Source organism: Fibrobacter sp. UWB7, assembly GCF_900142945.1.
Classification (GTDB): domain Bacteria; phylum Fibrobacterota; class Fibrobacteria; order Fibrobacterales; family Fibrobacteraceae; genus Fibrobacter.
The window spans coordinates 495,576-521,412 of sequence record NZ_FRCO01000001.1 but is presented as its reverse complement, the minus strand read 5'-3'; the positions used below and the strand labels follow the sequence as shown (position 1 = coordinate 521,412).

Annotated in this window: 23 protein-coding genes; 11 read left to right on the top strand and 12 right to left on the bottom strand. The window is 48.5% G+C overall.

Going from position 1 to position 25,837, the window contains the following annotated elements; all coding sequences use genetic code 11:
* Positions 1 to 6: 6 nt before the first annotated feature.
* Genes BUC30_RS02170 through BUC30_RS02155 form a run of 4 tightly spaced genes read right to left on the bottom strand, consistent with a single transcriptional unit; the run spans position 7 to position 4,320 of the window.
* Positions 7 to 657 (bottom strand): hypothetical protein, encoded by a 651-nt coding sequence (locus BUC30_RS02170; RefSeq protein ID WP_244536443.1) that lies wholly within the window; start codon positions 655 to 657, stop codon positions 7 to 9.
* Positions 657 to 2,045: a hypothetical protein gene (locus BUC30_RS02165; RefSeq protein WP_073423320.1), complete on the bottom strand. Its 1,389-nt coding sequence runs from the start codon at positions 2,043 to 2,045 to the stop codon at positions 657 to 659. The genes BUC30_RS02170 and BUC30_RS02165 overlap by 1 nt, the downstream gene beginning before the upstream one ends.
* Positions 2,045 to 3,616: a hypothetical protein gene (locus BUC30_RS02160; protein WP_073423319.1), complete on the bottom strand. Its 1,572-nt coding sequence runs from the start codon at positions 3,614 to 3,616 to the stop codon at positions 2,045 to 2,047. The genes BUC30_RS02165 and BUC30_RS02160 overlap by 1 nt, the downstream gene beginning before the upstream one ends.
* A complete protein-coding gene (locus tag BUC30_RS02155; RefSeq protein ID WP_073423318.1) occupies positions 3,613 to 4,320 on the bottom strand; it encodes a hypothetical protein in 708 nt (235 codons plus the stop codon). Before BUC30_RS02155 ends, BUC30_RS02160 begins: the two co-directional genes overlap by 4 nt.
* A gap of 62 nt (positions 4,321 to 4,382) precedes the next feature.
* Between BUC30_RS02155 and xseB the strand changes: the two genes are divergently transcribed.
* Together xseB and BUC30_RS02145 are read left to right on the top strand one after the other, a co-directional pair.
* Positions 4,383 to 4,550: an exodeoxyribonuclease VII small subunit gene (gene xseB, locus BUC30_RS02150; RefSeq protein ID WP_244263647.1), complete on the top strand. Its 168-nt coding sequence runs from the start codon at positions 4,383 to 4,385 to the stop codon at positions 4,548 to 4,550.
* Positions 4,550 to 5,374 (top strand): ABC transporter ATP-binding protein, encoded by an 825-nt coding sequence (locus tag BUC30_RS02145; RefSeq protein ID WP_073423317.1) that lies wholly within the window; start codon positions 4,550 to 4,552, stop codon positions 5,372 to 5,374. The genes xseB and BUC30_RS02145 overlap by 1 nt, the downstream gene beginning before the upstream one ends.
* A gap of 302 nt (positions 5,375 to 5,676) precedes the next feature.
* Here the strand turns inward: BUC30_RS02145 and BUC30_RS02140 are convergent, their stop codons facing one another.
* The 4 genes from BUC30_RS02140 to BUC30_RS02125 are packed head-to-tail and all read right to left on the bottom strand — an operon-like array spanning position 5,677 to position 9,080.
* Positions 5,677 to 6,273 carry an ABC-type transport auxiliary lipoprotein family protein gene (locus tag BUC30_RS02140; protein WP_073423316.1) on the bottom strand — a complete coding sequence of 199 codons (597 nt, stop codon included), beginning with the start codon at positions 6,271 to 6,273 and terminating at the stop codon, positions 5,677 to 5,679.
* Positions 6,274 to 6,288: 15 nt separating this feature from the next.
* Positions 6,289 to 7,212, bottom strand: coding sequence for an MlaD family protein (locus BUC30_RS02135; RefSeq protein ID WP_073423315.1), 924 nt, complete (start codon positions 7,210 to 7,212; stop codon positions 6,289 to 6,291).
* 12 nt (positions 7,213 to 7,224) lie between these two features.
* Positions 7,225 to 8,007: an ABC transporter ATP-binding protein gene (locus BUC30_RS02130; RefSeq protein ID WP_073423314.1), complete on the bottom strand. Its 783-nt coding sequence runs from the start codon at positions 8,005 to 8,007 to the stop codon at positions 7,225 to 7,227.
* Between the two features lie 8 nt (positions 8,008 to 8,015).
* Positions 8,016 to 9,080 (bottom strand): ABC transporter permease, encoded by a 1,065-nt coding sequence (locus BUC30_RS02125; protein ID WP_073423313.1) that lies wholly within the window; start codon positions 9,078 to 9,080, stop codon positions 8,016 to 8,018.
* Positions 9,081 to 9,260: 180 nt separating this feature from the next.
* Between BUC30_RS02125 and BUC30_RS02120 the strand changes: the two genes are divergently transcribed.
* The 4 genes from BUC30_RS02120 to BUC30_RS02105 are packed head-to-tail and all read left to right on the top strand — an operon-like array spanning position 9,261 to position 12,587.
* Positions 9,261 to 10,694, top strand: a complete 1,434-nt coding sequence (locus BUC30_RS02120) for a class I SAM-dependent RNA methyltransferase (protein WP_073423312.1) — start codon at positions 9,261 to 9,263, stop codon at positions 10,692 to 10,694.
* Positions 10,695 to 10,743: 49 nt separating this feature from the next.
* A complete protein-coding gene (locus tag BUC30_RS02115; RefSeq protein ID WP_073423311.1) occupies positions 10,744 to 11,187 on the top strand; it encodes a hypothetical protein in 444 nt (147 codons plus the stop codon).
* 12 nt (positions 11,188 to 11,199) lie between these two features.
* Positions 11,200 to 12,126, top strand: coding sequence for a hypothetical protein (locus BUC30_RS02110; RefSeq protein WP_073423310.1), 927 nt, complete (start codon positions 11,200 to 11,202; stop codon positions 12,124 to 12,126).
* Between the two features lie 20 nt (positions 12,127 to 12,146).
* Positions 12,147 to 12,587 (top strand): hypothetical protein, encoded by a 441-nt coding sequence (locus tag BUC30_RS02105; protein WP_139260767.1) that lies wholly within the window; start codon positions 12,147 to 12,149, stop codon positions 12,585 to 12,587.
* A gap of 210 nt (positions 12,588 to 12,797) precedes the next feature.
* On the opposite strand, the gene BUC30_RS02100 is transcribed toward BUC30_RS02105, so the two are convergent.
* A complete protein-coding gene (locus tag BUC30_RS02100) occupies positions 12,798 to 16,319 on the bottom strand; it encodes a PD40 domain-containing protein (protein ID WP_073423308.1) in 3,522 nt (1,173 codons plus the stop codon).
* A 285-nt stretch (positions 16,320 to 16,604) separates the two neighbouring features.
* Entirely contained in the window at positions 16,605 to 18,578 is a 1,974-nt protein-coding gene (locus BUC30_RS02095; protein WP_073423307.1) for a cellulase family glycosylhydrolase, read from the bottom strand.
* A 279-nt stretch (positions 18,579 to 18,857) separates the two neighbouring features.
* On the opposite strand from BUC30_RS02095, the gene BUC30_RS02090 reads away from it, so the two are divergent.
* A complete protein-coding gene (locus BUC30_RS02090) occupies positions 18,858 to 20,168 on the top strand; it encodes a nitroreductase family protein (RefSeq protein WP_244536442.1) in 1,311 nt (436 codons plus the stop codon).
* Between the two features lie 55 nt (positions 20,169 to 20,223).
* Here BUC30_RS02090 and BUC30_RS02085 read toward each other — a convergent pair whose 3' ends face one another.
* Both BUC30_RS02085 and BUC30_RS02080 read right to left on the bottom strand, forming a co-directional pair.
* Positions 20,224 to 20,892, bottom strand: coding sequence for an LrgB family protein (locus BUC30_RS02085; RefSeq protein WP_073423305.1), 669 nt, complete (start codon positions 20,890 to 20,892; stop codon positions 20,224 to 20,226).
* A gap of 12 nt (positions 20,893 to 20,904) precedes the next feature.
* On the bottom strand, positions 20,905 to 21,261 hold the full coding sequence (locus BUC30_RS02080; protein ID WP_073423304.1) for a CidA/LrgA family protein: 357 nt from the start codon (positions 21,259 to 21,261) through the stop codon (positions 20,905 to 20,907).
* Between the two features lie 52 nt (positions 21,262 to 21,313).
* Between BUC30_RS02080 and fmt the strand changes: the two genes are divergently transcribed.
* Genes fmt through BUC30_RS02060 form a run of 4 tightly spaced genes read left to right on the top strand, consistent with a single transcriptional unit; the run spans position 21,314 to position 25,816 of the window.
* Complete coding sequence (fmt, locus tag BUC30_RS02075) at positions 21,314 to 22,237, top strand: methionyl-tRNA formyltransferase (RefSeq protein WP_073423904.1); 924 nt, start codon at positions 21,314 to 21,316, stop codon at positions 22,235 to 22,237.
* A complete protein-coding gene (locus tag BUC30_RS02070) occupies positions 22,231 to 23,508 on the top strand; it encodes a transcription antitermination factor NusB (RefSeq protein WP_073423303.1) in 1,278 nt (425 codons plus the stop codon). The genes fmt and BUC30_RS02070 overlap by 7 nt, the downstream gene beginning before the upstream one ends.
* A complete protein-coding gene (locus tag BUC30_RS02065) occupies positions 23,505 to 24,107 on the top strand; it encodes a hypothetical protein (RefSeq protein WP_073423302.1) in 603 nt (200 codons plus the stop codon). Before BUC30_RS02070 ends, BUC30_RS02065 begins: the two co-directional genes overlap by 4 nt.
* The gene (locus tag BUC30_RS02060) at positions 24,107 to 25,816 is read left to right on the top strand and encodes a hypothetical protein (RefSeq protein WP_073423301.1); all 1,710 of its coding nucleotides are present in this window, start codon (positions 24,107 to 24,109) and stop codon (positions 25,814 to 25,816) included. Before BUC30_RS02065 ends, BUC30_RS02060 begins: the two co-directional genes overlap by 1 nt.
* The last annotated feature ends 21 nt before the right edge of the window (positions 25,817 to 25,837 follow it).

Here is a 25,837-nt window from a genome sequence, read left to right as displayed (position 1 = left end):
TTCTACCTAAAATGAAAGGACGAATCCTGCGGTTAATATGGCTAAACCTGTTCCGAGAAAAACTTTTGAAACTGTTTTGGCGGTCTTTGCGCTTTCGCGATGGTCCGTAAAGTCTCGGGCGTGGGCTTCGTATTTTTCAGTCGAAAAGCGCGTGTTTTCTATGGCTTTTTTGTGGTCTTCTGCTTTGCCGATGTTGTAAAGCGAAACGATGGCTGAAATTCCGCTGATGGCAAAGGGCGCGATGGATGCCCATTTGAGGTAGCCACCGAGAATGCGTCTGTTTCTGTGTTTTATTAAATCCTGTTTTCGGGCGATTTCGTCATCGTCATAAGTTTGTCGGAGTGCAACGATGATGAATGAGGTGTCTTTTTTCGATAGCGCAATATTGACGGTCGTGTCCGCGTAATCCGGGTGGAAAAATGAAACGGTAATGGTATCTTTCCCATCGGGGACGGGGATAAAAGCGGGCGAAACATAATGGGGCTTGCTTGCAAAGTCGGGCAATGCTTTGCCAATGAACAAGTCTACTGTTGACGGATTTGTCGAAATCTGCAAATAGCGTGTTTTGGGGGAACTTTGTGTCGAGTCTTGCTTTGCAAAAGCATTCCCACAAAATGCAAATAGTAAAATGATAAAGGCTATGGAGGTCTTAAACATTATAGATCCTCCTCTGAACTTGCAAATGGCCCATAAATTTTTGTCTCGGAACCATTGACTTTGATTTTCCAATAAACATCGGGGACGCGGTTGTGTGCGTAATCTTCGGCGGTTATGATGAGGTTACATTCTTTTTTGCAAGTGTTTGCAAATGATAGTACGTTGTCTTCAAATTTAGTTTCAAGAGTGTCGTTGTTGATGATTGCCTGATTTTTTGAAACGTTGACTCCAGAACCGTTGTCGAGAATAAAGAACTGTATTTTTGAAGCGGTTGGGAGTTCTGTTTTGGCGGGTTGCATGTTGGGCTTGACTTTATCGAGCAGGAATAAAGTGTCCAATACGTTTTTGGTGCTCGCAGCCAAATCGAACGTAGTTGATTCGCAACCGTATTCCTTTCGAATGGTATCGCAAATGACAAACTTTATATTAGACCCCGGATCTAGGGTGCTGCGGATAACCGTATTGGAGTTTACACCTCGAATTTTAAAAAGTGTATCTCCTGTGGATGAAATGAAAGCCCCTGTCAAAATGGATTTTTCAGGATACTGGTTGAATTTGCACGAAACTGGAATTTCGACGACGGAATATCCGTTGTTCTTTAGCTTTGTGGAAAAACTGAATATTTCACTAAATGCATGTTCTGTGACTTTATTTTCATTTTTAATGTCCGCTTGAACACTCCAATATATAGTGGAGTTGTCAATGCTATGGTTGATAGGGTCTCCTTGGTCATTGATTTCTGCATCCAGTTCGCCCATCAAATTGACAGAACCTGCGCAATCTAGTTCTCCTAGGGGCGAGTTCCAAACCGCTAGTCGATCGTAACTGGCGTAAACGATGCATCTTGAAGTTTCCCAAGGGTCAATTCCCGAAATGCTCCATGAAAGTTCAATTCCGTTTTCATTTTTCCCATCGACTTGGTTGTAATTGTTGGCGGGAGACTGTAGTGTTATTGTAGTTGGTGTGTTTACGTAAATTTGAGCATGGGATACGAGTGTGTCGCCCAGGTGGTCGACTGTTTCGAACGAAATTTCGTGAATCCCCGCTTTGTCAAAGCTATAATAGACAGATGATGAGGTGTTGACTTCGTTGTTGTCGATGGTCCATCTGTGGGAGTTGTAGTATGGTGTTGCGTCGTCTGTTGATATAAATGCTCCGTTAATTGAGTAGACTCCGCTAATGCGAATCTTTTCATTGATTTTAACGAAGAATTTATCCGAAGACGTGTACTGCGACTTGTAAGGTTCTCCCCGCAAATTTTCAGGGACAACGAAAATGGATTGCGAAATTTCAGGAATATCCGATGAATTGATTTCGGAATCAGAACAAGAAACAATCGCTAGTAAAAATGCAGGAATCGCTAGGAGTCGGAGAATTTTGCTATTCATTATTCTTCCTCCTTTGTTTCGGCGGGCTTAACACGGAGTGTCCATGTCTTGCTCTGTTTCAGACCGTTTTTGTAAATGACAGTTGATTCGATTGTCTGTTCGGCGTCAAAAAAACTGGCTTCTAGTTCTGCGGTAAATGTGTTGCTTTTGTATTCTGAAACGGAGACGATGACTTCGCCTTTGGTCACGTTGTAGAATTGTAAAAAGTCCAGTTCAAAGTCATACGGGTTGTTGTCGTGAATGAACAACTTGATGATTTCATTGCTTGCAATGGTTGTATCGCTATTTGTTGTAAACCATAGGATGCTTGGGACTATGTAGAACGATTTCTTTATTGTGTTTTGGCTCCCGTCGGTTGCTTCGATCGTGAGAATCCTATAAGCCCAGCTCCTGTCCGTTTCCTTGAGGATAACGGTCAAAATGCTGTCGTTGTAGAATCTCTCTAGAATTTGTTCGTTCTCAAGTGAAACTTTCGTTTTCGATGTTACGATTTGTCTGCCGCCATCGTTTATGATAAACTGGAGTGTGTCGGCAAAGGAGAGTGTGTCGTGTGCAGAAACGGAAACGATTGTTGGGGGAATGGTGTCTGTCAGCTTGGAATTTTTCATGATGGTAACGAAACCATCGTGAATGTCTACATTTTTTTGGAAAGTCCCGAAATCAGGATGGTCTGAATGAAACTCTAGCTGGTAGTTCCCTGCTGGGATGGCTCCGAGCGAAATTTCATTTTTCGATGTTGAAATATTGAAATTGTAACTGAATTGTTTGTCGTTATTGTTGTTGTCTAAAAGCGTAAGTTGAACCGGTACGATACTTGCGTTTCCTATATCGATTGTTGCTTGCAGGGAGCCTTCTCCCGGAAGCCCTTTGGTGAAAAAGAAGGACTCGATTTTTTCGTCGGATGTGAGACCGTATTCGTTAATCGCCTGTACGGTCCAGTTGTATTTCTTGAAGGGGTTGAGCTTGTTGTGGTATATAAAGTGCGGCTCGTTTAAAATGGTATCGATGCTATTGAATTTCGATTCTGTATTCGCGTAATTTTGTTCGCTCAACGTGAAATGGTAGCGATGTGCAAGTTTGATCTTTTCTGTCTTTGCACTCCATGTAAAGTAAATAGACTCATAGGGATCGATGGCTTGAGTGCCTTCTGCCGGTGTGAATTCTGTGTCGTTCAAAATCGGCTTGTCTGCAATCCAGACATTTAAGGTGTCATAGTGCATGTCACCATAATAATCTTTCAAGACGAACGTGAATTCATGATGACCGGGTTCGTTGATTTGCTTTTTGAAATTGTATTCTGAAGAACAGTATTTGCCATCCATGAGCCAGTGGAAGTCCTGGACTTTGATAGACTTGCTGGGGCTAACGGTTGTTAAAAAATAGATGGTATCGCTAATGTGGAATGTGTCTGCTTTGGTAATGTTCGAAAAGTCGCCCATGGATTTGGCGAGAGTTGCTTCGACTATGATGTCTGTCGTTTCAGCTTCGTCAAAGATGTAGTCTTCGGAATTGAAACAGGCTTGGAGTAAGCAGGCGAGCGATGCTACGATGAAACTTTTTATGAATTTCATTTAGCCTCCAGCGTATCGACAATGTAAAAATTCCTGTAGGTGGATGTATCCGCATCGCCATAGATATCGTTTACAATAATGCGGAATTTATGTTCGCCAGCCTTGAAACCGGATTGCTTGACTTGCAGGAGTGTTCCGACATCGTATTTTTTATCATCAATTTCTAAAATGTGGAATAGCGTGTCGCCAGAACTAAAGTCGCGGTCAAAGCTGTACCATTCAAAAAGAAATGCCGAGAATTCTGAACCGTAAAGCGTGTCGCCATCTGCTGGAATTGTGGACTCTGAAAGCTCGGGCGGCGTGTTGATGGCTATTGTAAAATCATAAATCTGCTGGTTGCCGTCATTGTCCATCGCGATGAGCTTATTGGGAATTGCGCCTTCATTTTTGCTCGGGTAAAAAGAGTAAACGGGTTCGCGACTTAACAGACTGTCTTTCCCGTCGTTGGTGTAAAACCATTCGAATGAAATATCGTCCTGGAATTTTTCAGGGGTAACGCTAGCCTTGATTGTCGCTGTATCGGACGGGTTCACTTTGAGTTGGGTGGAGTACGAATCCGTTTTTTGTTGGACCATGATGCTGATGGATTCTACGGGTTGCAGTGCGTGCGGGTAGCCGGGGGCATCAAGGCATCCGGTAAAAATTACGCCTAAAAAGGTGGCGATAACAAAAAAAGGCAAATTGGAGCGATTGAACAAATTCATTTGGTTTAAATCTAACTATATTCGTGAACATGAGTGCGCAAAATTTTGAATATAAAAACGCAATGACGCGTTTGGAAGAAATTCTCTCGAAAATCGACAATTCCGAGATGGAAATTGATGAACTTGCTGTTGAGGTTCAAGAGGCTACGCAGCTTTTGCGCAAGTGCCGCCAGATTTTGATTGCGACTGAAAAGAATGTTCAGGACGCCCTTGCTGAATTGGATGGTTGATGAATACCGAAAATTTTGATAAAACGGTGCCGGCTATCGAGGTAAACGGGCTTACGGTCAAGTTCCCGATTCGCGGGGGCGTTTTTAGCAAGGTCAAGGATTATTTCACTGCCGTAGATAACGTTTCGTTCACGCTCCCGCAAGGGAAGATTCTTTCGATTGTGGGGGAGTCTGGCTGCGGAAAGTCGACTCTTGTGAAGTCTTTAGTCGGGCTGGTGCCGATTTCTAGCGGTAAAGTTAATTTGTTTGGATTGCCGGTGAATAGCGGCAAGGCGGGGACCGGGAAGGATTCTGTGCGTGTCTCGGACCTAGTGCAGATGATTTTTCAGGATCCGTTCAGCAGCTTGAACCCGCGACAGACGGTGACGGAAATCTTGACGGCGCCTGTGATTGCCCGTGGCGTTCCGTATGACGAGGCTTGCGCCCGTGCGGTAGAACTTTTGAAACGCGTATCGCTCCCGGCGGGGGCTATGGACAAGTTCCCGCATGAATTCTCGGGCGGTCAGCGCCAGCGCTTGTGCATTGCGCGCAGTTTGATGGTGCGCCCGAAGGTGTTGCTCTGTGACGAAGTGACGAGTGCCTTGGATGTGTCCGTGCAGGCGCAGATTTTGCATCTGCTCGATGATTTGCGTAATGAGCTTGGGCTCAGCATCCTCTTTATCAGCCACGATATGCAAGTGGTTCGCGCGTTAAGCGATGAAGTCCTGGTCATGTACTTTGGGCATGCCATAGAGCATGGCCCCGCCGATATAGTCCTCACGAATCCGCAAAACGATTACACGAAAAAATTGCTCGCAAGCGTCCCGACTATTAGACGAGAATAATCTGTTGTGCTAAAATGGAAGTGTACTAGGTTATTTTTGCAAAAATGTGCTACTAAAATTCAGAATTGTTGCTTTTTATAGCATGAATTTTAAATAAACGAATCTGATTTGAGCGAAAATTCGGTTTTGCCGAGGTGTAATATGCTACAAAAAGCAGTAAATGACTTGTTTAGTAGCATAAGATCTTGAAATTTTAACAAATTTGATGTAGATAAAGTAAAAATTGTGCTACTAAAGCCATAAAAATTGAAATTTAGTAGTATAAAATTGCAAAAAAAAGCGGGTTCAAGGCCCGCGATTTATTATTTCACTTTCGAGATGTTCTCGAGTGCGTCTTGCATGTACTTGGCGTAGAGCTTCGAGAGCGCTTCGGCTGCGGAATGTGCATCGCGCTTGCTCATGCTCTGGCGCTCGTCGTAGCGCTTTTCCCACAGCGGAGCATCTTCACCGACCTTGCGGAACGTGAGCTGCACAGCGAGGTGAGCTTCTTGCGAGCTGCCTTCGTCGATTTCTTCAATGGCATCGACATTGCCAAGCAATTCAAAGTCCGGCTTGCCCATCGGCTTTAAGTCCACGGACTTGAACATGTTGCTCTTGACCAGGTATTCGCCTGCGACTTGCGTGAGCATCTGTTCCGGGCGCGTTGCCCAGAGGTCCAGACTGTAGAAGCTGAAGTCGTAAGGGGATTCTCTATAGACGATGTTCGTACGCTGGTATGACGGGTCAATCGTAAATTTTTTGACGTGCACGCGGGCATCGCTAGTAGCGCCTGCAACAGAGATGGATTCAGCCGAAACGGTGTAATAGCGGGAAGGTTCGGTCGAACCGCCAACGCAACCCGTGAGCGTGAAAACAGAAAGGAGTGCGGCGACTGCCAAAAAACGATTTGCTTTAAACATTTTGGTTTCTCCTTTTTAGCGACCGCTCTTGCCTTCGGAACGGATAAGTACAGACGGGTTGTTCTTGATTTTCTGTGAAAATTCTTCGAGGTTTTCAAGAATCGTGTTGAGTTCATCCATGGCGTTTCCGACCTGGTCTTCGTTCTTGTAAACGATGGCGTCCACGCGCTGGGCGAGCTTGTTCATCGATTCGGCGGTCTGCATCAGGTTCTCGTTCAAGCCCTTGGTGTCGATCGCTTCGAGCTTTTCCTTGAGCACTGTGAGATTCTGTTCTGTCTTGGCGGCGAGCTTTGCTTCTTCGATTTCTGCAAGAATCTTCTGCAGCGAAGCGGCGGACTTGCTCATATTGCTGAGCGGCTTTCCGAGGTTTGATGTCACGTAGCTCAAGTTTGCGGTTGTCTTTTCGAGATTCTGGAGTGTGCGAGAAATGCTTTCTGCATTATCTGGATTCAGCACACGGACGAGCCCGTCAACAATCGGATTGACTTTGCCAAAGAGGTCGCCCATCTGGCCTGTAATCTGGTCGAACATCGAGGCCGCTGCCGGGACGAGACCTCCTTCGGGGACGTTCGGTTCATTGAAACTTCCGCCGGAGAGGATAACCTGCTTTTCGCCGGTGAGGTTCATGCCTGCGGTAAGTCCTGCACGAGTGCCAATCTTGATCGGTGTTCCTTGCGTCACCTTGAACGCAACGACGACCTGGTTTAGGTCCTGTTCGTTGATTGTGATGCTTGTGACACTACCGACGGCGATACCGTTCAACTTCACCTTGGCATCGACAAAAAGTCCGTTCACGTCCGTGTCGAAAATGGTGTAGTAGTTGTCGTATTGCTCGCTCAGGTAACGCTTGAGCACGTAACCCAGGAACACGCAAATAAGTACTCCGCAAAAGAGCATAAATGCGCCAAGTTTTATTCTTTCGGATCGGGTGGTTTCCATTATTTCTCCAACTCAATCAATAAAATCAAAGTGGTAAAAGTCTTCGGCATTGTATTCTTTGGGGCACTGCCTATTGAAGAAATGCCTGAGGATGGGATCGTCAGATTCCATGCCTTCTTTCAAAGTCGCATCTTTCAGGACGTAGCCGTCCTTGAGGTACACAAATCGGTCGCAGACAATCTTGATGCTCTCAAGTTCGTGGCTCACAATCACCATTGAGACGCCGAGCGTGTCGCGCAGTTCGAGGAGCAGTTCGTCGAGCGAACGGGCGGTCACCGGGTCAAGGCCTGTGGACGGTTCATCGCAGAACAGAAGTTCTGGCTTGAGCGCAATCGCGCGAGCAAGGGCTGCACGCTTTTTCATACCGCCAGAAATCTCGCCGGGGAACTTGTGGAATGCGTGGAGCAGGTGTACCTTTTCGAGGCGGTCTGCGACAATCGCTTCCATCTGGCTCTTGGGCATGTAGGGCATGCTACGCTTGAGCGGGAGCATCGCGTTTTCGGCGACGGTCAAGTCCGCAAGCAGAGCTCCACTTTGGAAGAGCACTCCGGTGCGCATCCGCGTTTCGCTGTCGAGACCTTCTTGCGGACCGAACGACTTTCCGAAGTACGTAATTGTACCTTCGTCGGACTTGATGAACTTGAGCACGTTGTTCAGGAGCGTCGACTTACCGCAACCGGAGCTGCCGAGCACCATGCGGATTTCTCCCTTGCGTACACCGAACGAAATATCCTTGAGGATAGTCTCGTTGCCGTAGCTCGCTTTCAGATGGTCAACTTTTAGAATTTCGTCCATATTGACCTCTAATAGAAAATGAAGGCGAAAAGGGTATCCGAAATCACGATCGTGCAAATAGCTGCAACGACGCTGGACGTGGTCGCCTTACCGACCGCTTCTGCACCGCCGTGGGCATTGAGTCCCTTGTTGCAGGCGATAAGCGTTACAATCCAGCCAAATACAAGCGCCTTGATAGTGCTCTTGAGGAACGTCATCGGGTCGATGCCGTCGCGAAGCCCCATCATGTAGTTCGAGAACGAAATATCGCAGAAGAAATACGCAATGAGGAAGCCGGCGAAACTGCCGACGATGGACGCGCTAAACGAGAGGATCGGCGTCGTGATGCTTAACGCGATGAAACGCGGGACCACGAGGTACTGCACCGGCGGGATAGCCATGGACTTCAAAGCCTTGACTTCTTCGCAGACGCTCATGTTTGCAATTTCTGCCGCCATGGCGCTGCCGGAACGCCCGGCCAAAATAATTGTCGTGAGGAGCGGGCCAATTTCTGCAAAAATGAGGAACCCAAGCCCCGAAGCGAGGTAAGATCCGCCGCCGACCGCATTCAGCATCACGGAACTCTGGAGAGCCATCGTAAGGCAGATAAGTCCCACGAACAAGAAGCAAATGCCCATGGCTTCACTGCCCGACTTGAACATCTGCTTGGTGATACCGCCAAAGTGGATTTTACCCTTGTCGAACGGTCCGACGATGGTCCAGTAAATCGCTGTAAAGAGCAAGACGAGGACTTCGAAGACTTCTTTGAGCAGCGAAAATCCGGCACCACCCATCATTTCGAGGATGTTGTTGGTCTCGCGCTGCGGCTTCTCGGGCGGAACCATCTTGCGGAGGTTCTGCAAATGCTGCTTGATTTCGGGCGGAAAATGCTCAAGAACGAGCTTGTTGCTTGTTTTTTCGGAAAGTTCCGCTAAAAGTGCAAAAAAGGCATCGGCGCTATAGTCCATCGAGGTAAGGCTTGATCCGTCCAGATGAAGCTCCCCTTTGGTGAGGGCACTCCTGCAACTCGAAAGCAGCTTTTTGCTGTTCGCGGCAGTGAGAGCACTAGGCAAAACTATCGATGTCGTTTCCATTGGGCGACAATTTAGAAAAAATATGCAATTTGAATATGGTAATAATGACAGACTATTAGATATACGTGATGAAATGCAAAAATACGGTAAAGTCATCAGTATGTCTTTGCTTTGTCATGCCCGACGTGAACGGGCATCTCCCTCTCGTGAGAGCCTCGTAAAAATTCTATTTTTGCAATTATGGTAGAATTCCGCAGAAACAACCGCTCGAAACAAGACCGCTTTAACCGCGGCAATTCTCGTCCGAATCGCAATAATGACCGCCGCGACTCTAGTCGTGAACCGCGTGGAGAATGCTTGACGCTCCGCATCGAAAAAATGGTGCAGGGGGGCGAGGGCATGGCTCGTTTGGAGGATGGTCGCGTGTGTTTTGTGGCGGGGGCGCTGCCGGGTGAACTTTGCAAGGTTCGCTTGACGTTCCAGAAAAAGGACTTTACCAAGGGCCGCGTTGTTGAAATTTTGGAAGCAAGCCCCGATCGCGTAAAGCCGCTTTGCCCGCTGTACGGCAAGTGTGGCGGTTGCAGCTTGCAACATCTTGCCTCTGAAAAGCAAGCGGAATATCTCGAAAAAGTCGAACGCGAAAATTTCAAGCGCCTTGCTCATGCGGAACTGCCTGAAGATTTTGTCATCCACACAGGGAATGCCTGGGGTTATCGAAACCGCGCTCGTGTCGTGCTCCGTGGCAATTCCGCTTTCGGTGCGGCAAATCGTGAAGGTTCGGCAAAACACGCAGTCTTTGGTTTCCGTGGCGAAGAAAGCAATAACATCGTCCCGTTTGAAAAATGCCCCGTGCTTACGGACGGCTTGAACGATTTTTTGAGTGGACCTGCCGCGACGCTTCTCGCGGGCGATTCTAATCGTAATTCGAGCGGTCGCGACGACTTTCACAGGTATTCTCGCGATATCGATGTGAACATTTTCGATAACGGCAAAGGCGAAATCTCGTTCTATTACCCGGGAATGCACAAGTCTGAATTCGATGCTCATGCCGTGAGCCATGTCGAAATTGCAGGCCGCAAAATCGAAGCGGATGCGTCCGTATTTTTCCAGAGCAATTTGGGGCTTTTGCCAGAACTTGTCGAATCGGTCCGCAAGGCTGTAGATGAAGGATTGGCGAGTGGCAAGTCCTCTGACGCTTGGCTGATTGACTTGTTCAGCGGAGTCGGTTTCTTTGCCTGTATTTTGCAGGACAAGTTCAAGAAGATTACGACTGTCGAACGCGAAGAAGGTTGCCTTAAACATGCGAAAGTTAATTTGTCTGTCCCTGCGGCGTTCCCCGAAGATTCCGCGGCATTTCGAGATTGCGTGGCTTCTCGCACCTCGGAAATCGAAAACGTCTCGGCCCCTGCCGAAGATTGGCTCGTCGAAAACGTCGTTGATGTCCCCGCCACCCTCATCGTTGACCCTCCGCGAACAGGCCTCCCCAAAGAAGCTTTGACCGCCATCGTGAAAAGCTCTGTTAAACGCCTGATTTACGTTTCTTGCGACCCGGTAACGCTTGCACGCGACTTTGCCAAGTTCTCCGAGGCCGGATTTACCCTTTCTCACGCCGAAGGCTTCGCTTTTTACCCTCAAACGCCCCATCTTGAGATGATGTTTGTACTTGACAGATAGTTTTTTGCTATTTTGGAAAGTGCTGTTGGGCAAAAAAGAGAGGGATACAATGAACAAAAAACAGAAAGTCGTTATGCTTGCAACTTTAGCCTTGGGTGGGCTTTTTGCAGGTTGCTCAAAATCCGAACCCATTATCGCCTGTGGTCGTGAATGGAATCCGGCTGTGGGTTATGTTGCCGATACGGGTAGCGTATTCAGAATGGCTGATGAACTCATCATCCAGTTGCGTTATGGAACGGGTTTCGACTTTAATACATTGAAGTTTGCCTTTTACGAAGGAACGCTCACTAAAAAGGGTGAAAAACTTTGGGAACACGATTTCCATGTTTCTAATAAAATGGAAGCATTTACGCTTGAAGCCCGCTCGCGTCGCGGTGGCTATGCAACCGCCCGTGAAATGACGAAGCTCAAGGCGCCGGGAACTGTCGTTGTCGAAGTCTCTTCTGAAAGGGGCTTGATCGCTGAAAAACAGTTGTCTATTGTCAATCAATAATTGGTTATCTTGATGAATAAAATAAAATTCTTGAGTGGAATGTTTGTCGCTGCAATGCTTACCGCTTGTGGCGAATCTGAAGTATCCGTTGACTATAAATTAAACGCTCCCGTCACGCTCGAAATGTACACCGAAAGCTTTTATGCGACGCTGGACTTGAAGGGCGAAGAAAAGATGGGGACGATTACGGCGACGTATGCCGATTTGAACTATTCTTCAAAAGGCGATACGACGTTTGTCAAGCGCAATTACGTGATTGACAAGTCTCGCGGATACCTCAAGAATTTTATGCCGACGGAACTCGCTTGGCGCATCAAGGAAGTGAACCTTGCCGCAGTAGACCGCAATGTGACGAGCCTTACCGGCATTGACGATGGCTATGATACGCTGCTGGCTCATGTCCCGATGCCGAGCCGCTGGCGTGATCAGCTCTTGAATCCTGAATTCAAACCGCACCTCAAGCGCTTGGAAAAGCACCGCTGGGAAATGGACCACTTGCTCAAGGGTGTTGTGCCGGTCAAGGGCAATGTGACTGAACTCCTCAAGCAGCAGGGACGCTTGAACTTTGCGCTTATCAAGGTGGATTCTGTGGTGACGAAGGGCTTTACGAATCGCGACCACCGCAAGTGCTTGGACTACGTCGTCTATCTGCATGAAACTGAAAGTTTCCCGTATTTCATCTGGGAACAGCACGTGGGCAGCAAAATCGTGCCGGACAAGTTTAAGGCTTATACCTCTGGACTCAAAGGCGAATACCGCACCGAGTTCGAAGTCATGATTGAACCGGAAACAGGTCTCCCGTGCCAGGAACGCGAAGTCAAGGTCGGAACGCATACGATGATTCACCCCGAAACAAAGGACACCGTCACGTTCACGAGCCACGTCTCGTACGAAAGACTTTACAACACCAAGCGTGATATCCCCGAAGCCGCCGAGTAAATTTTTGTACTTTGAATAGCATGCGAATTTTACCTTTCTTCCTTCTCCCTGTCGCGATGAACTTCATCGGTTGCGCGACTCATGTCTCGTCTCAGCAGACCATGGCTGAAGACCGCAATCTCGTTTACGAAGATACGTACAAAGCGTACCGTGAAGCCGAAGAAAAGTATTTGAATTTGCTGTTCAATATCGAACGCATGCCCGAAGAAGAAGAACTCTGGGTGATGAAGCGCGAACGCATGCTTGAACTCATGCAGCTCAAGGAACTCATGTTGAACGCTCGCGTGGAACTCGATGGCGCCATTCAGGAATGGGAACGCCACTTGATTGATGTCCAGGCAGAAGTGAAATCCCGCGAAATCAAGAAATACAATCCGAATTTTAAGGGTCGCGAAGCCGAACGCACCAGCCCCGGTCAGCTCCTCCCCGGCGAAAAAAATACCAAAAGCTTTAATTACTAAACCATAAAAAAAAACGGCGGCTCTAAGCCGCCTTTCGTTTATGCTAATCTAGAACTGCATACACAATTATAGTTGCAGATACGTTTTATAATGCAATAAGCGTCGGCCAAGGATGGGGAGGGTGCAGGGAGGGGCCCGTGCGGCCTTCGCAACTCTGAGCTGGGGCCCCGCCCGCGTGAAGTACTATTTTGATTTATAATTGGCAATTTTTTATTGCCAACTATTTTGGAACCCCATCCCAATGGAAAACTTGATTCTCGTGGGACAGATGTTCTTGTGCAACAGCGGCAAGTCAATTGGCTTCAGCTTCGTTCCGCCGCGCAAATCCTTGTCCTCACCGATGCGGCTTAAACCACGTGCCAGCGTGAGCGAAATGTCGAACGGAATGTTATCCCAAATTTTGTTGCTCATGCGGAAGCTTAAGCCAACAGAACGGTCCCAGAACTCATGCTTTGTGAGCTTGCTTGTCCAGAACTTGCCATCCCAAGCGGCACCAATCTGAGCAAACAGGTCTACATACAAACTGCGAGTCGAGAAAATCCAAAGGTTGTTTCGCCAGTCGTCGTAAATCGGGTAGAGGTAATGGAGTTCCGCCATTGCTGTTTTTATACCTGCAAGCGTATAGTCTTCATTGCTGCGCAAGTACGGGTAACCATCGAGGAACACTGGAGTCAGGTAGTATGAATCGAGTGTATCGCTTACGTCGTCGGTGTTCCAGAAGAACGTTGTGAGTTTACCGCCTGCGGCAAGTCTTGCATGGAGAAGCGGAGTTTGCACACTTCCGTAAAGGTTCAAGCCAAACTGGTGCAACGTGAAGTTTCTGTAATGGCTTTCGATTCTGCCGTTTTCGGTGACGTAAAGTGAACCGGGGCGGCTAAGGTCGCTGTTGGCGTACTGGTAATAGGCAAAGAGGCCGTTCCCCTGTCCTGAGATTCCCGAGCCGCTTTCGCCTTCGTGGTCACCGTAAAGTCCAAGCCCAATTGTTGTGCTAAAGCGTTTCTGGTAGGTCCATTCGATTCTCTCGTCGTAGAAGTTGACATTTGCCCAGTCGTAACTGATGGCCGCTTGCAATGTATCGATGCTCTTGAAAATGCTATAGCCTGCGGTACCTGTAATGGCTTGTGTGGCATAGGCATAATGTGTGGTTCCGATACTATCGCCGCCGTGGGCTCCAACGTCTTCGTAACGGACGGTGTCCTTGTTGGTGTAGTTCGCGTAGCTGTACGAAACTCCAAGATCGAGTGGTGTGCTATGGTTATCCCACGCGATAAAGAATTCCTTTTCTTGCTTGGGATTGAGACCGTCGCCGTTGATGTAGTTGATGCCCTTGCCGAGTTCAAGTAACAGCCCTAGCTGCACTGTGTTTTTCTTGAGCGGGTCGCTGATGACAACGGCAACTCCGAGTTTTGCTTTCATTTCTCCTTCGCCAAAAACCGTCAAGCTCGGGGCGTTTTCAGAAATGCTTAAAATCGGGACGAACAGCGGTGTGTTCGGAATAGGCTTGTAGTTGCGTTCGGCACCTGCAAATTCACGGTCAATGAGTTCGAGTTCTTTATGCGGCTTTTGCGGGAGTGTCCCATGCAAGACGATTTCACGCTGTGTCGTATCCTTGACGGCAACTTTGATGGTGTCGCGGTGTTCCACCTGAATCACGTCTTTGTGCAAAACGACTTGCGTGCATTTCGTGGAATCGTTGGTGTTGGCGACTTTAATTGCGGCTGCAGCCTTTGTCGAATCTGTGGCTTGGGTCGTGTCGGCACATGCGACTTGGATGGTATCGGCTTTTTGCAAAACGCTATCACGGACGGTCACGACAACGCTATCGCGGAATATGGGTTCTGCTTCTTTTGCGTAAGGCAATTTGTAAAGCGAGAAACCGTCCTTGTCATACTGCGTAAAGAAAATCGTATCGCCAGCGAGTGTCGGCGTGAATGCGCCACCGACCACGTTTGTGAGCGCGCGTTCCTTGCCGGTGTTCAGGTCCTTTTCGATCAAGTTGAAAATGTTGTTGCGGTTGCTGGCGAAAATAATTTTGTCGTTGTCAATCCAGTTGACATCGCGTTCGTCATAACCTGTGGTGCTTACAATCTTGAAGTTTGCTCCGTTCGTGTCGATTACGGCAATCCCGCGTTGCACATCGTCAAAGAAGCTAAATGCAATGCGCTTGCCGTCTGGGCTGAACTTCGGACTGTAAATATTATAGTAGAGGAGCGAAGAATCTGGAATGAAAACGTCAATGGGCTCTTCGGAGGAAGCGTTTTTCAAATTGCTCGAGAAAGGAATTTTGCTCAATCTGAAACGAGTGCTAAATGCGTCGCGTCTTGCAAAGACGATGAAAGTCCCTTGCTTGTTGAATGACGGGTAAACGGCATCAACAAGGTACGTGAGGGCGACTTCGTTCTTGTTCGTATCGCTCACGGCTACGTCAAAGTGGGCGTGACCATCCTTGTCGCGATTCTGGTAGCTGATGTAAGTGAGGATTGGACCGTGCGTGCTGTCGTCGAAAATGTCGATGCCCTTGTCGAACCAGGGCTTTTTTGCCTTGAAGCCGGACTTTGCAAAATCAGCGATGTTGATAAGGGTGCTGTCGGCGCCTTCAACTTCGATATCGCCAACTTCAACTTTTGTAGAATCGGTGCTTTTAGATTCTGCGACTTTCGCGGAATCCGCCGTACTACTGTCACTCGTCTTTAATGTATCTTCTAGCGAAATCTTGAACACGCTTCCGTCAAACCACGGACCGCCAAAATTCGAAACGCCGTAGAGGTTCTTGCCGCTCACGACAGGGAAGTCGTTCCAGAACGCGTCCTTGGTAATCTTGGTGCCTTCGACGAGTGTGCCGAGAGAATCTTTTTGCGCCTGGTAATGCTCGGTAATTTCTTTTTTCCAGTTGTCGTAAAGCTGCTGTTCGTTGATACCTAGTACGCTCTTGATGGCTCCATTGAGCGTGGCGCGATAGGGTTTACCAAGTTCATGCCAAATTTTGGGGATTGCATCTTCTCCGTAATGCTTCGCGATGTAGAGGACGAGTGAAAAACCTTGCGTGTAGGGGCCAAGTTCTGCAAACAGCGAATTGTCCGAAAAGTCGTGCATGTATGGGAGCGTCATGAGGCTGTCGTTCAAGGCGGCTGTGCGGAGAAGCATGTCGCGGTGCGTGTCCCAGGCATCAAATCCCATGCGTGAAGATTCGTATTGAGCAGTACCTTCAGCAAGCCAAAGCGGCTGCAACGTAAACGGAATCATCGTGAGAAAATCGCTTCTCGTGCGTTCGTTATAATAGTCCGTATAGCTGAACTGGAAACCGTAAAGGTTTGGAACAATTTTGGCACCGCTTTCGATGCTCACAAGATGGCTAAATTCATGCGTTACGACGTCTGAAATCCAGCCGTGACTGCTACGGATTTTAAAATCCCAGTTGGTGAGCCAGAGGTTCAGTGCATTTTCGCTCGGGATGGCGCTGCCGTTGCTATAAAGGGCATTGTTCAAAACCGCATTGATGCGTGGGAGCGGCTTGTTGTAGCGGCTTGTGACGGAATCGTAAACGGCTTCGGCGTAAGCGGAAACTTTAGCGGCGTGAGTTGAATATTCAACAGGGTAGATGAACTGGAAATGTTCCGTGCCTGCGGTTTTCCACTTGATATCGCTCTGGTTGCCGTAAAAGCCGGCGGCGCATGCTGTTCCCGCTAACAATGCGGAACAGACTGCAAAAATGCTCTTTATCTTAATCTTCATGGTTGTAATTTAGAATTTTGTATGTGCTTAGAAAAATAAAAATATACAGAAAAACCGCATGATTGCTCATGCGGTTGCTTGGAGGAGATGAGGATTTATTATTACGATAATAAAGATACGTAATAAGCCTATCACAAAAATGTTGGAATGCTGGATTCTGTGATAAGTCTGTATCAACTGTACTTGTTGCGCTATTCTTCCTACTGTCTATTTCCTACCGCCTACTAAGAAAAAAGCTACGCATTTCTGCGTAGCCTTTTTTTGAGGGGGTTTTAAGGAAAGAAACTATTTTCCGACGCCGAGAGCCTTGTCGAGGCCTTCGATCAACTTGCCGTTTTCAATCACGGAGAAGTTGCCGGTGTAGCCCCAGTGCGTCCAAGGAATCTGGAGCGTGTCGCAGATTTCGCGCATAGCCGTGAGGTAGTTGATGCGGGATTCAGCGGTAGAGCGGAGGTTCAATGCGCCGAATTCGTTGATGATCACCGGCACGTTGTTGGTGGCGGCCCACTTCTTGGCCTTGAGAATCTGTTCCAAGATGGCTTCCTTGCTGCCGGTCTTGTAGTAGTTCTTGATGTTGGTTTTCACGTAGGACTTTGTGCTCTTGTTGACACCGAAGTCGCCAGAAACCGTAGACCACTTAGCCGGATCGTAGGGGAACGGAATATCGTGGATGGTGGCGTAGTCCGTCCAGGAACCGCCCTGATGCGTGAAGGCGAACGGTTCGTAGGTGTGGATTACGTAGATGATGTTGTCATCGGTGAACGGAGTGCGCTTGGCGAGGAGCGTGATGGAGTACCACTGGGCATCACCGAAGAGGATGGTGTGCTTGGTATTGACCGAGCGGATGGCGTCAATCATGGCCTGGGCTGCGGTTGTCCATGTTGCTGCAGTGACCTTTCCATCGCTCATGTCCGGTTCATTCAGGAGTTCGAAGAATAAGTCTTCGCGTGGGCTTTCGGCGTAGTGGGCTGCAACGTGCTTCCACACTTCTGCCATCATCTTGATGTAGTTGGCGTTCTTGGCGCTGGTGGCGTTGTAGCTGTTGTCATATTCGTGATAGTCGATGACGAGAGACATGTTATACTTGGCTGTCCATTCTACAAAGGAGTCGAGAACCAGGAACAAGGTGTCGTCATCGAACTTGAGCTCGGTATCGGTGCCGGCGATAAATGCATCGCGGTTTGTGGCATAGAGGTCAAGGTCAATCGGCAAACGGAGGCTCTTGAAACCATTTTCTGCGAGAATCTGGACATCCTTTTCGCCCAATTCAAAGGACTTGAACTTGCCATCGGCATTTTCGAGCCAGTTGGTAAAGTTGACGCCTTTGTTGAGGAACTTCATTGCCTTTTCTTGCAACGGGTTTGTCACGGTAATTTCGGCTGCGGTAAATTCGACCGTCGGAATCACCGGATCCATGATTTCCATATCCGGCTGGTCCTTTTCAACTTCAGAGGAGTCCTGCAAATAGATGTTGTCGATGAAGAGGGAATCGGTCATGACTTTGCTCTTGCTTCCCTTTGCTTGGAAGCTGATTGCATTAATGTGCTTGGCGTCGAACGGGACTTCCTTGCCCCAGCCGCCCTGTACGAGGTCCTTGAAGCGGACAACTGCCTGCTTCCAAGTGCGAGATGCCGGGAACTTGGCGAGATGCACGTCATAGTCTTCGACGTCAGTAATTTCGACATGCACTTCGTGGGCGCCGCCCTTGTACCAGTAGGTAAGGCCGCCAAAACGTCCGTTGGCTTCGTCCGGTGCGACTTGAACGCCCCAGCCCACGTACGGATCGTATTCGTATTCGCCTCTGTCAAGTGTGTAGTTGACTTGCAAAGCGTAGTTGGAACCGTTGTTGACGCGACCCGGGATGATGTTTTCTTCTTCGTTCAGCGGAGTTGTGATGATGGATGCGCCACCGTTGTCGTTATCGTTGTAGGTGTACCAGTAATCGTTGATTTTGCTCAAGTTGTCACCGTCTTCGAAGTCGTCGACCAAAATGCCGAGACCTGCCGGCAGGGTAATCGGACCTTCTGCAGGGAGGGTGGACGGGTCTACAACTACTGCGGAGCTGGACGTCGGATCAATGACGGCATCGCTAGAGGTCGGAGTCATGTCGCTACTGGAACCCGGCGCCGGATTGAAAATTCCTCCGTTCGGGTCGGTTACCTGCGGTAGTGTGGGATTTTCGTCGCTACAGGCGGTCAGAGCGATCACGGTTGCGATTCCGAGAATGCTCATTTTGGGATAGAAATTCTTGAGTTGCATAAAACCCTCTTAAAGTAATTTTTCTTTTTTACCAAAGATATATTTGGGGCTTTGATTTATGCTATGTAAAATGATATATCGGGATAAAAAGTGTAATAAGTGTTTTGGTCGAAAACTCCACTTTCTATACGAAAAACGTTAAAAAATATTTTATTTAACTGACATGGTGCTTTTGACAAACGTTAATCTTTTTATCTTTGGTTTTGGATGCGCTATTTTTCGGAAATTTACCACGAATCGACCCAGTATATTCCCCATGGAAGTGGGGATCCCGTCATTATGCACTGGGAAAAGCAAGCGTATGCCGATAAGCGCTACGAGGGGTGCAATCGTTACCCTCTGACGGCCGCTTTCATGCCTCTTTTGGAGCCGGTTTCGGCGGATTACCTGAATCCGGTTTGCGTCTATGCCGTGGTGCATGGGGGCGAGGTTCCCGATGGCGTTTACTACGTGGACCGCGAAGAATCGAAGCTCGTCAAGCTCGGTGGTGCTGATGCTCGCAAGGCGATTCTTGCATCGTTTCCGGAACAGGAATTTATAACCGAAGCGCAGACGATTTTCATTTACACAGGGCTCTTGGAACGTGCTGTTTGGCGATTCCGCGAGGCGGCGTATCGACAGGTGCAAATGGATGTGGGCTCAGCTTGCGCAAACACGATTCTTTTGGCAAAGTCGCGTGGGCAAAAAGTCTTTGCGCTTGGCGGGTTTGTCGATGATTCTATTGCGGTTGCGCTTAAGCTTGGGGCGACCGAAATGCCGATGGCGGCGATTGCTGTGTTTCCGGAAAAGAGCATGGTCGCGTTCAATTCCGTCGATGATGGCGTCGGTGAACTTGCGTATTCGAACCATGCGGAGATGAGTGCGTATGTGGGCGAGGCGGAGAGCAATTTTGAAATTTCGCGTTACCCGTCACGATTCATGCTGCAGAATCATCTCGAAAATATTGATGACTTGAACCTTTGCATGAAGGTGCGCCGTTTGAATGTGCAGGCGCTCCCGGGCGATGAATTTCCGCTGACGCCGTCGAAGTTTACGAACGAGTATTATTTGCGTGAACTGTGGTATTTGCGCACGGATAAAAAAGTCGCTGCGCCTTTTGTTCACGGAACGCTAGACTTGGATGATTTCTCGTCGTTGTTGCGCTGGCTGGAACTCGCGCAGTTGAACGCTTTTGGCGCCGGGCTTATAAAAATTTGGGTGGTGGTTTTTGATGTGATGTTCGTGTATGCGGGCGTGTACCGCTACATCCCTGTTCGCAAGTCCATCTACATGCAAAGCGGTTCTGCCAATCCGAAAAAGTTTAACAAGTGCTTTGCCGTTCCCGAACAAGTTCAAAATTCCATGTTCGCAGTGGTGCTGACTTCGAACTTGAATGAATCTTGCCAGGTGCTTGGAAACCGCGGCTACCGCTACATGAACCTGAATGCGGGCGTGCTCGCTGAATCGCTTTACGTCTCCGCGCGCTTGCTCAACAAGACCGCCCGCGAAGAACATTTCTTCTACCACGACGAACTCAAAAAGCTTCTCGACATTCCCGAAACCGAAAGCATCATCTCGACCGTGCTCATCGGGAAAAGCCTGGTAAAGTGATTGGAACTCTTTCTCTGTCATGCCGGACTCCGTTCCGGCATCGCCATTCTTGTTTTTAAGCGAATATATTGAGCATCACTGGTGTCACGAACACAGTCATCACGCCTGCGACGCCAATGGACAAGCTGCTCATGGCGCCCTGAACTTCACCAATTTCCATCGCCTTTGTCGTTCCAAGCGCATGGCTTGCAGTTCCAATGGCAACACCTTGTGCAACAGGATTCCCGATGCGGAAAAATCTGCAAACGAGCGGTGCTGTCACGGCGCCTGTAATTCCCGTAATGACTATTGCCACAATCGTGATTGACGGAATACCGCCAATTTGCTCGGATACCACAGAACCCATCGGAATAGTGATGGACTTAGGAATGAGCGAAAGCATCAGAGTCTTGCTGATGTTGAAAATCTTGGCGCAAGCGATTACGCAGGCAATGCTTGTGATGCAGCCCACGAGAATCCCTGTTAAAATTGGGAGCCAGTTGTTTTTGAGTGCCTGGATGTGTCTGTACAAAGGAACGGCAAGCAGAACTGTTACAGGTCCAAGGAAGAACGAAATGTAATCACCACCTACTTTGTATGTTTCGTATTTGATTCCCGTGACGGTCAAAAATCCGATGATGAGAATGGTGGCGATGAGGATTGGATTGAGGAGCGGATTACGCCACTTGTTGCGGATGGTGACGCCAAGCTCAAAAGCGATGATTGTAAGAATAATTCCAAACATAGCGCGTTAAAATCAATTTTTGTTTTTGTTCTTTTTGCTTAAAAGTTGAACGGTCCAGCCGGTCGTTACCATGGTCACGATTGTAATCACGATGCAGAGGAACAGTAACAGTGGCCACTGGCTTTTAACGTCATCGCCGACGAGCATAAGTCCAATTGCAGGTGGCAAGAAGAAGAATGAAAGGCGTTTCAAAAAGAAATCGCTCACTTCGCGAATCTGGTCGAGTTTCACGATTTTTAGGCAAAGTAACAAGAGCAGGATGAGCATTCCGAGAATGTTGCCGGGGACGGGAATGCCCGTGTAATCATGAATGAGGTCGCCTGCGTAGCAAATCCCCAAAATCAGGGCTAGTTGTAAAAATACTCGCATGCGCCCAAAGATAGAAAACGCCTTCACGTTTGCAATAGCTATATTTTGCGGTATGAAAATTGTATTTATGGGAACGCCCGCGTTTGCGGCTCAATTCTTGGAGCACCTCGTTGCTTCCGATAACGAAGTTTTAGCTGTTGTCACACAGCCCGATCGCCCGGCAGGCCGTGGCCGCGTACTTACGCCTCCGCCCGTGAAAGAGGCTGCGCTCAAGCACAATTTGCCGGTCTTGCAGCCGACGGACTTGAAGTCTCCTGAATTCGAAGCAGACCTCCGCAAGTACGATGCCGACCTCTATGTCGTCGTGGCGTATTCCATCTTGCCCAAGAACATTTTGGGCATCACGAAGTTTGGTGCCGTGAACGTTCACGGCAGTTTGCTCCCGAAGTACCGCGGAGCCGCTCCGGTGCAGCGTGCCATTGCCGATGGCCTCAAGGAAACGGGCGTGACTGTTTTCCGCCTGGACGAAAAGATGGACCATGGTCCGATTCTTGCACAGCGCACGGTCGTGATTGACCATCAGGACACAACCGCAAGCTTGCTCGACAAGATGGTCGCTCCGGGTTGCGATGCCTTGGACGATGCTTTGAACCAGCTCAAGAACGGTTGCGAAAAGGATTTGACGCAAGACCACGCTCAGGCAAGTGGTGCTCCGAAAATCAAGAAAGAAGAAGGCTTGATCGATTTCAATTTGCCGGCACGCACGATTCACGATCGCATCCGCGCCTTCAATCCGTGGCCGGGTGGCTATGGAAAGCTCGGTGGTCGCATGGTGTACTTGCGCCAGACGGATACTCCCGAAAACGGTCCGAAGCTTGCTCCGGGCGTTGTTGAATTTAAGGACAACCGACTCTTTGTTGGCACTGGTGAAGGCGTTCTCGAAGTGATTGAAATTCAGGCTGAAGGCAAAAAGCCGATGCCTGTAGCAGACTTTATGCGTGGCATTCAAAAGCGCGAGGGACTTCAATTTTGCTAACGGAACGTGAAGAAGCCTATCGAGTCCTTTTGCTTTGGCTAAAAGATGGCTCGTTCATCAAGGAAAGTGGACTTTCTCCATTTGCGATGGAACTTGCTTTGGGCGTTTGTCGCAGGCACTTGTACCTTGAATATTTCGTCAAGTCGCTCACGAAGAAATTGCCATCGCTCGAAGCCCGCGTGATTCTTGAAATGGGCCTCTTCCAGATGTTCTTTATGGACGTGCCGGATTACGCTGCAATCAATGATAGCGTGGAACTTGCAAAGTCTGCAAATCTTGGCGAGAGTACTGCGCGTCTTGTGAACGCGGTGCTTCGCACTGCTCGCCGTCAAGGCGAGCCTGCGCTTCCACCGCAGCGCGTTTGCCGCGTGAGTGTCGAGAATTCCGTTCCCGAATGGCTTGTGCGTCGTTGGTTCGATGTGTACGGAGGCGACCGCGCCGAAGCCTTGGCGAAGGCGACGCTGGAGCGCCCAACTGAATGGATTCGCGTGAACTTGCAAAAGACGAGCGCTCCGGTGCTTGCCGAAAAAATCGGCATTACGGGCGCCTCGATTCTTTACGACCGCTTTATTGAAATCCCGCGTGACGTGGGCGTGAAGCTCTTGCTTGCGCTTCCGGAATTTGTGAAGGGGGAATTCTCGTTCCAGAATCCGTCTGCATTCGAAGTCGTGAAACTCCTCGACTTGAAGCCCGGCTTGAAAGTCTGGGACGCTTGCGCCGCCCCCGGCGGCAAAACTGCACTCATGGCAGAAATGGATAGTTCGCTCGAATTTCTCGCGAGCGATTCGTCCGCCTCGCGCCTCGAAAAAATGCAAGACCTGATGAACCGCCTCGGCCTTACAAACATCAAGACCGAAGTCATCGACCTTGCCCCAGCCCAAGCTCCCACGACCTCCCCGCAGCATTCCTCTCTCGTCTCTCGTCTCTCGTCTGAAGCAAAATTCGACAGAATTCTCCTCGACGTCCCGTGTAGCAACATGGGTGTGATCGCTCGCCGTCCGGAATCCGTCTACCGCATGACTCCAGAATCCATCAACGAAGTTGCTGAACTCCAGTTCAAGATTCTCGAAAACGCATCTGCCGCACTCGCTCCTGGCGGGCGCCTCGTGTATGCCACATGCAGCCCCGATCCGACGGAAACAACGCGAGTCATCGCACGCTTCGTCAAGGCTCATCCTGAATTTGTGAAAGTTGGCGAACCCGTTTTGCCAGGCCTCAAGGATTCCCGCCTCGACGGCTTTTTCGCACAAGCTTTGGAATACAAAAAATGAAAAAACTCATTACGATTCTAGCTTTAAGTTTGGTATCGCTTTTACATGCTGAAGATCCATTCCCATTTTCGAATGACTCTGCCGCAGTAGAAAACGATATCTCGTTCTCGCATTTGTCCGTGTTCATCGAAGGTGGCGAAATTTACCCGATGGGGCGCTTGATGGATGCTGTGAAAAATGCCTTGTATGGCGGTGTCGGTGTCCGCTACACTTATTGGGAAAATGTTGATGGAATCGTGATGTTCCAATACACGTATTTCAAGCCGAATACCGATATTTACTATGATGGCGTTCACCAGTTTATGGGACGTGTCGGTGTGGATTGGAAATGGAATGTTATCAGTCCCGTTATTCTTGGGGGTGGTTTCGCTTGTAACTGGACTCGTGCCGATACCGAAAAAATGGATTATAAAAAACGCGGTGGAACCTTGACCGATAACGAAACTGAATTTGGCTGGTATGCAAGGATTAGTTTGCCTGTGTTTAAGTTTAAAGAATACAGTGCGGGTTTCCACATATCATGGGAACAGCTGTGGACTCTTCCCAAACGCTCTAATATGTTATCTGCTGGACTCACTCTTGAAAGGAGCATCTGGTAATGAACTCCTTTGTAAATAAGATATTTTCTGTTTTGGCAATATCCGCTTGTTCCGCTTTCGCATCCGTTGATGCCGAAATGGAAGGCATGGAAGTTGTTTCTCGCGATGACGGTACGTTCTTAATTGCGGGTCCGACATATTATTTTGACCGCACTCTTGGCGCAGGCGGAATTCATTCCGAAAGTGAATTGTGGACTCCGCGTAAGTTGCGCTATCGTCTGCTTTTTAATCGCATGTCCGTTTTGCCGAGCTGGACTCCAATCGCTACGCCATCCTTCTGGATGAAGACGGGTAATGAATTGGGTGATTTAATTTATCATGACTTCCTCACGGATGCTGAAGATCGCCCCATTAATAGAACTCCGATTTTGGAAGGCGGTTTCCGTACGCCGTTGTTCCATGGCTTATGGGCGACGTTCCGTCTATTCCAGGATGACCATTATGCCTTCTATACGGCACGCAAATATCGTATGGATCAAGTTGACGGATCGTTCTCGTTCTTTGGCGAAAACTGGCCGTTTTTCAGTTCGGCTTATGGTGGAATCGGTTATACGAATGACTTTATAGATGCATCCATTCTCGCCGGCAAGGAATACTTGTGGATCTTTACCGAAAGCTCCAGATGGATCCCTGTGGAGTACAAGCCGAGAATTGAAGCACGTGCAGAAATCGGTAATTTCTCGACCACGCTTGTTTATGAAAATGCGGAATATCAGGACAAACGAAAGAAGGAAACTGGTGAACGCAAAGAAGTGAACGGCTCTGTTGTCTACAGCTGTAGCGAAACGTGTAAACGTGGTATGTTGCAGCTTTCTGCAGGTCTTGCATTCCGTTTTGTTAATGATGAGGGTACTGTTTATACAGGTCTTGCTGACGATCGAGTCTTGTGGCCATTCCTTGAAATGGGCGTTCGCCCGATGGACAACCTCAAGTTCGATGTGATGTTTGGCGTGAATGATAGAGATTGGCTTGTTCAAGATAGCGTTGAATATTTGATACCTGCTCTCGAAAAAATGAATATTACAGTCGGTGCCAAGAATATTGCCGGAACGCGCTTGAATCCGATTGCCGATACGCATGAATATTTCGACGGCGATACCATTTCACTGACTGCAGCGGGTCGAATGAACTTGTTGCAAGGCTACGTCCGTTTTGAAGATTCTCTGACGAATTTCTTCGGCTTTGGTCTTCGTGGAAGTTTTTGGGCTGAATATGGTGCTGAAACTTTTGACGCAGAATCATTTGTCAAAGACAAAATCTTTACGTACCGTCATGGCGATGTCTCTCGCATAAATTCATGGATTAAAGGCGTAACGGGTGAATTTTGGTTAAAGCTCTGGCTTAAAGATTTCTTCAACTTTACAGCGCTTACGGGCTTTGAACGTATTGACGGCGATGAAAAACGTTTTGAGGTCAATCCTGCGGAATTTTATGTTTCGTTCAATGCGGATTGGCTTATTAACAAGACGTTCCGTATTTCACATTCATTGCGTTATAGAAGTGATGCTGAGTGGAATCTCCGTACCAGGAATCCGTATGTCGTAAAGGGAGACTGGTTCTGGGACGCTACGTTTGAACAGCGTTTCCCGAAATGGGGAATGTCTTTAGCAGGCTCGATTATCCAAGCTTTAGGTGAAGAAGTTATAGAAGCACCGAATGGCGGGCATAGCCGCATCCGATTCTTCTGCACTGCAAAGAAGAACTTTTAACTAGCACTAATTATTCCGACC

Bases quoted from the DNA above. Each gene is read 5' to 3' on its own strand.
- BUC30_RS02135 (WP_073423315.1), bottom strand. From the start codon at position 7,212: ATGGAAACCACCCGATCCGAAAGAATAAAACTTGGCGCATTTATGCTC.
- BUC30_RS02140 (WP_073423316.1), bottom strand. From the start codon at position 6,273: ATGTTTAAAGCAAATCGTTTTTTGGCAGTCGCCGCACTCCTTTCTGTT.
- BUC30_RS02130 (WP_073423314.1), bottom strand. From the start codon at position 8,007: ATGGACGAAATTCTAAAAGTTGACCATCTGAAAGCGAGCTACGGCAAC.
- BUC30_RS02060 (WP_073423301.1), top strand. From the start codon at position 24,107: ATGAACTCCTTTGTAAATAAGATATTTTCTGTTTTGGCAATATCCGCT.
- BUC30_RS02115 (WP_073423311.1), top strand. From the start codon at position 10,744: ATGAACAAAAAACAGAAAGTCGTTATGCTTGCAACTTTAGCCTTGGGT.
- BUC30_RS02165 (WP_073423320.1), bottom strand. From the start codon at position 2,045: ATGAATAGCAAAATTCTCCGACTCCTAGCGATTCCTGCATTTTTACTA.
- fmt (WP_073423904.1), top strand. From the start codon at position 21,314: ATGAAAATTGTATTTATGGGAACGCCCGCGTTTGCGGCTCAATTCTTG.
- BUC30_RS02090 (WP_244536442.1), top strand. From the start codon at position 18,858: ATGCACTGGGAAAAGCAAGCGTATGCCGATAAGCGCTACGAGGGGTGC.
- BUC30_RS02120 (WP_073423312.1), top strand. From the start codon at position 9,261: ATGGTAGAATTCCGCAGAAACAACCGCTCGAAACAAGACCGCTTTAAC.
- BUC30_RS02100 (WP_073423308.1), bottom strand. From the start codon at position 16,319: ATGAAGATTAAGATAAAGAGCATTTTTGCAGTCTGTTCCGCATTGTTA.
- BUC30_RS02170 (WP_244536443.1), bottom strand. From the start codon at position 657: ATGTTTAAGACCTCCATAGCCTTTATCATTTTACTATTTGCATTTTGT.
- BUC30_RS02145 (WP_073423317.1), top strand. From the start codon at position 4,550: ATGAATACCGAAAATTTTGATAAAACGGTGCCGGCTATCGAGGTAAAC.
- BUC30_RS02080 (WP_073423304.1), bottom strand. From the start codon at position 21,261: ATGCGAGTATTTTTACAACTAGCCCTGATTTTGGGGATTTGCTACGCA.
- BUC30_RS02110 (WP_073423310.1), top strand. From the start codon at position 11,200: ATGAATAAAATAAAATTCTTGAGTGGAATGTTTGTCGCTGCAATGCTT.
- BUC30_RS02105 (WP_139260767.1), top strand. From the start codon at position 12,147: ATGCGAATTTTACCTTTCTTCCTTCTCCCTGTCGCGATGAACTTCATC.
- xseB (WP_244263647.1), top strand. From the start codon at position 4,383: ATGACGCGTTTGGAAGAAATTCTCTCGAAAATCGACAATTCCGAGATG.
- BUC30_RS02125 (WP_073423313.1), bottom strand. From the start codon at position 9,080: ATGGAAACGACATCGATAGTTTTGCCTAGTGCTCTCACTGCCGCGAAC.
- BUC30_RS02065 (WP_073423302.1), top strand. From the start codon at position 23,505: ATGAAAAAACTCATTACGATTCTAGCTTTAAGTTTGGTATCGCTTTTA.
- BUC30_RS02160 (WP_073423319.1), bottom strand. From the start codon at position 3,616: ATGAAATTCATAAAAAGTTTCATCGTAGCATCGCTCGCCTGCTTACTC.
- BUC30_RS02085 (WP_073423305.1), bottom strand. From the start codon at position 20,892: ATGTTTGGAATTATTCTTACAATCATCGCTTTTGAGCTTGGCGTCACC.
- BUC30_RS02095 (WP_073423307.1), bottom strand. From the start codon at position 18,578: ATGCAACTCAAGAATTTCTATCCCAAAATGAGCATTCTCGGAATCGCA.
- BUC30_RS02155 (WP_073423318.1), bottom strand. From the start codon at position 4,320: ATGAATTTGTTCAATCGCTCCAATTTGCCTTTTTTTGTTATCGCCACC.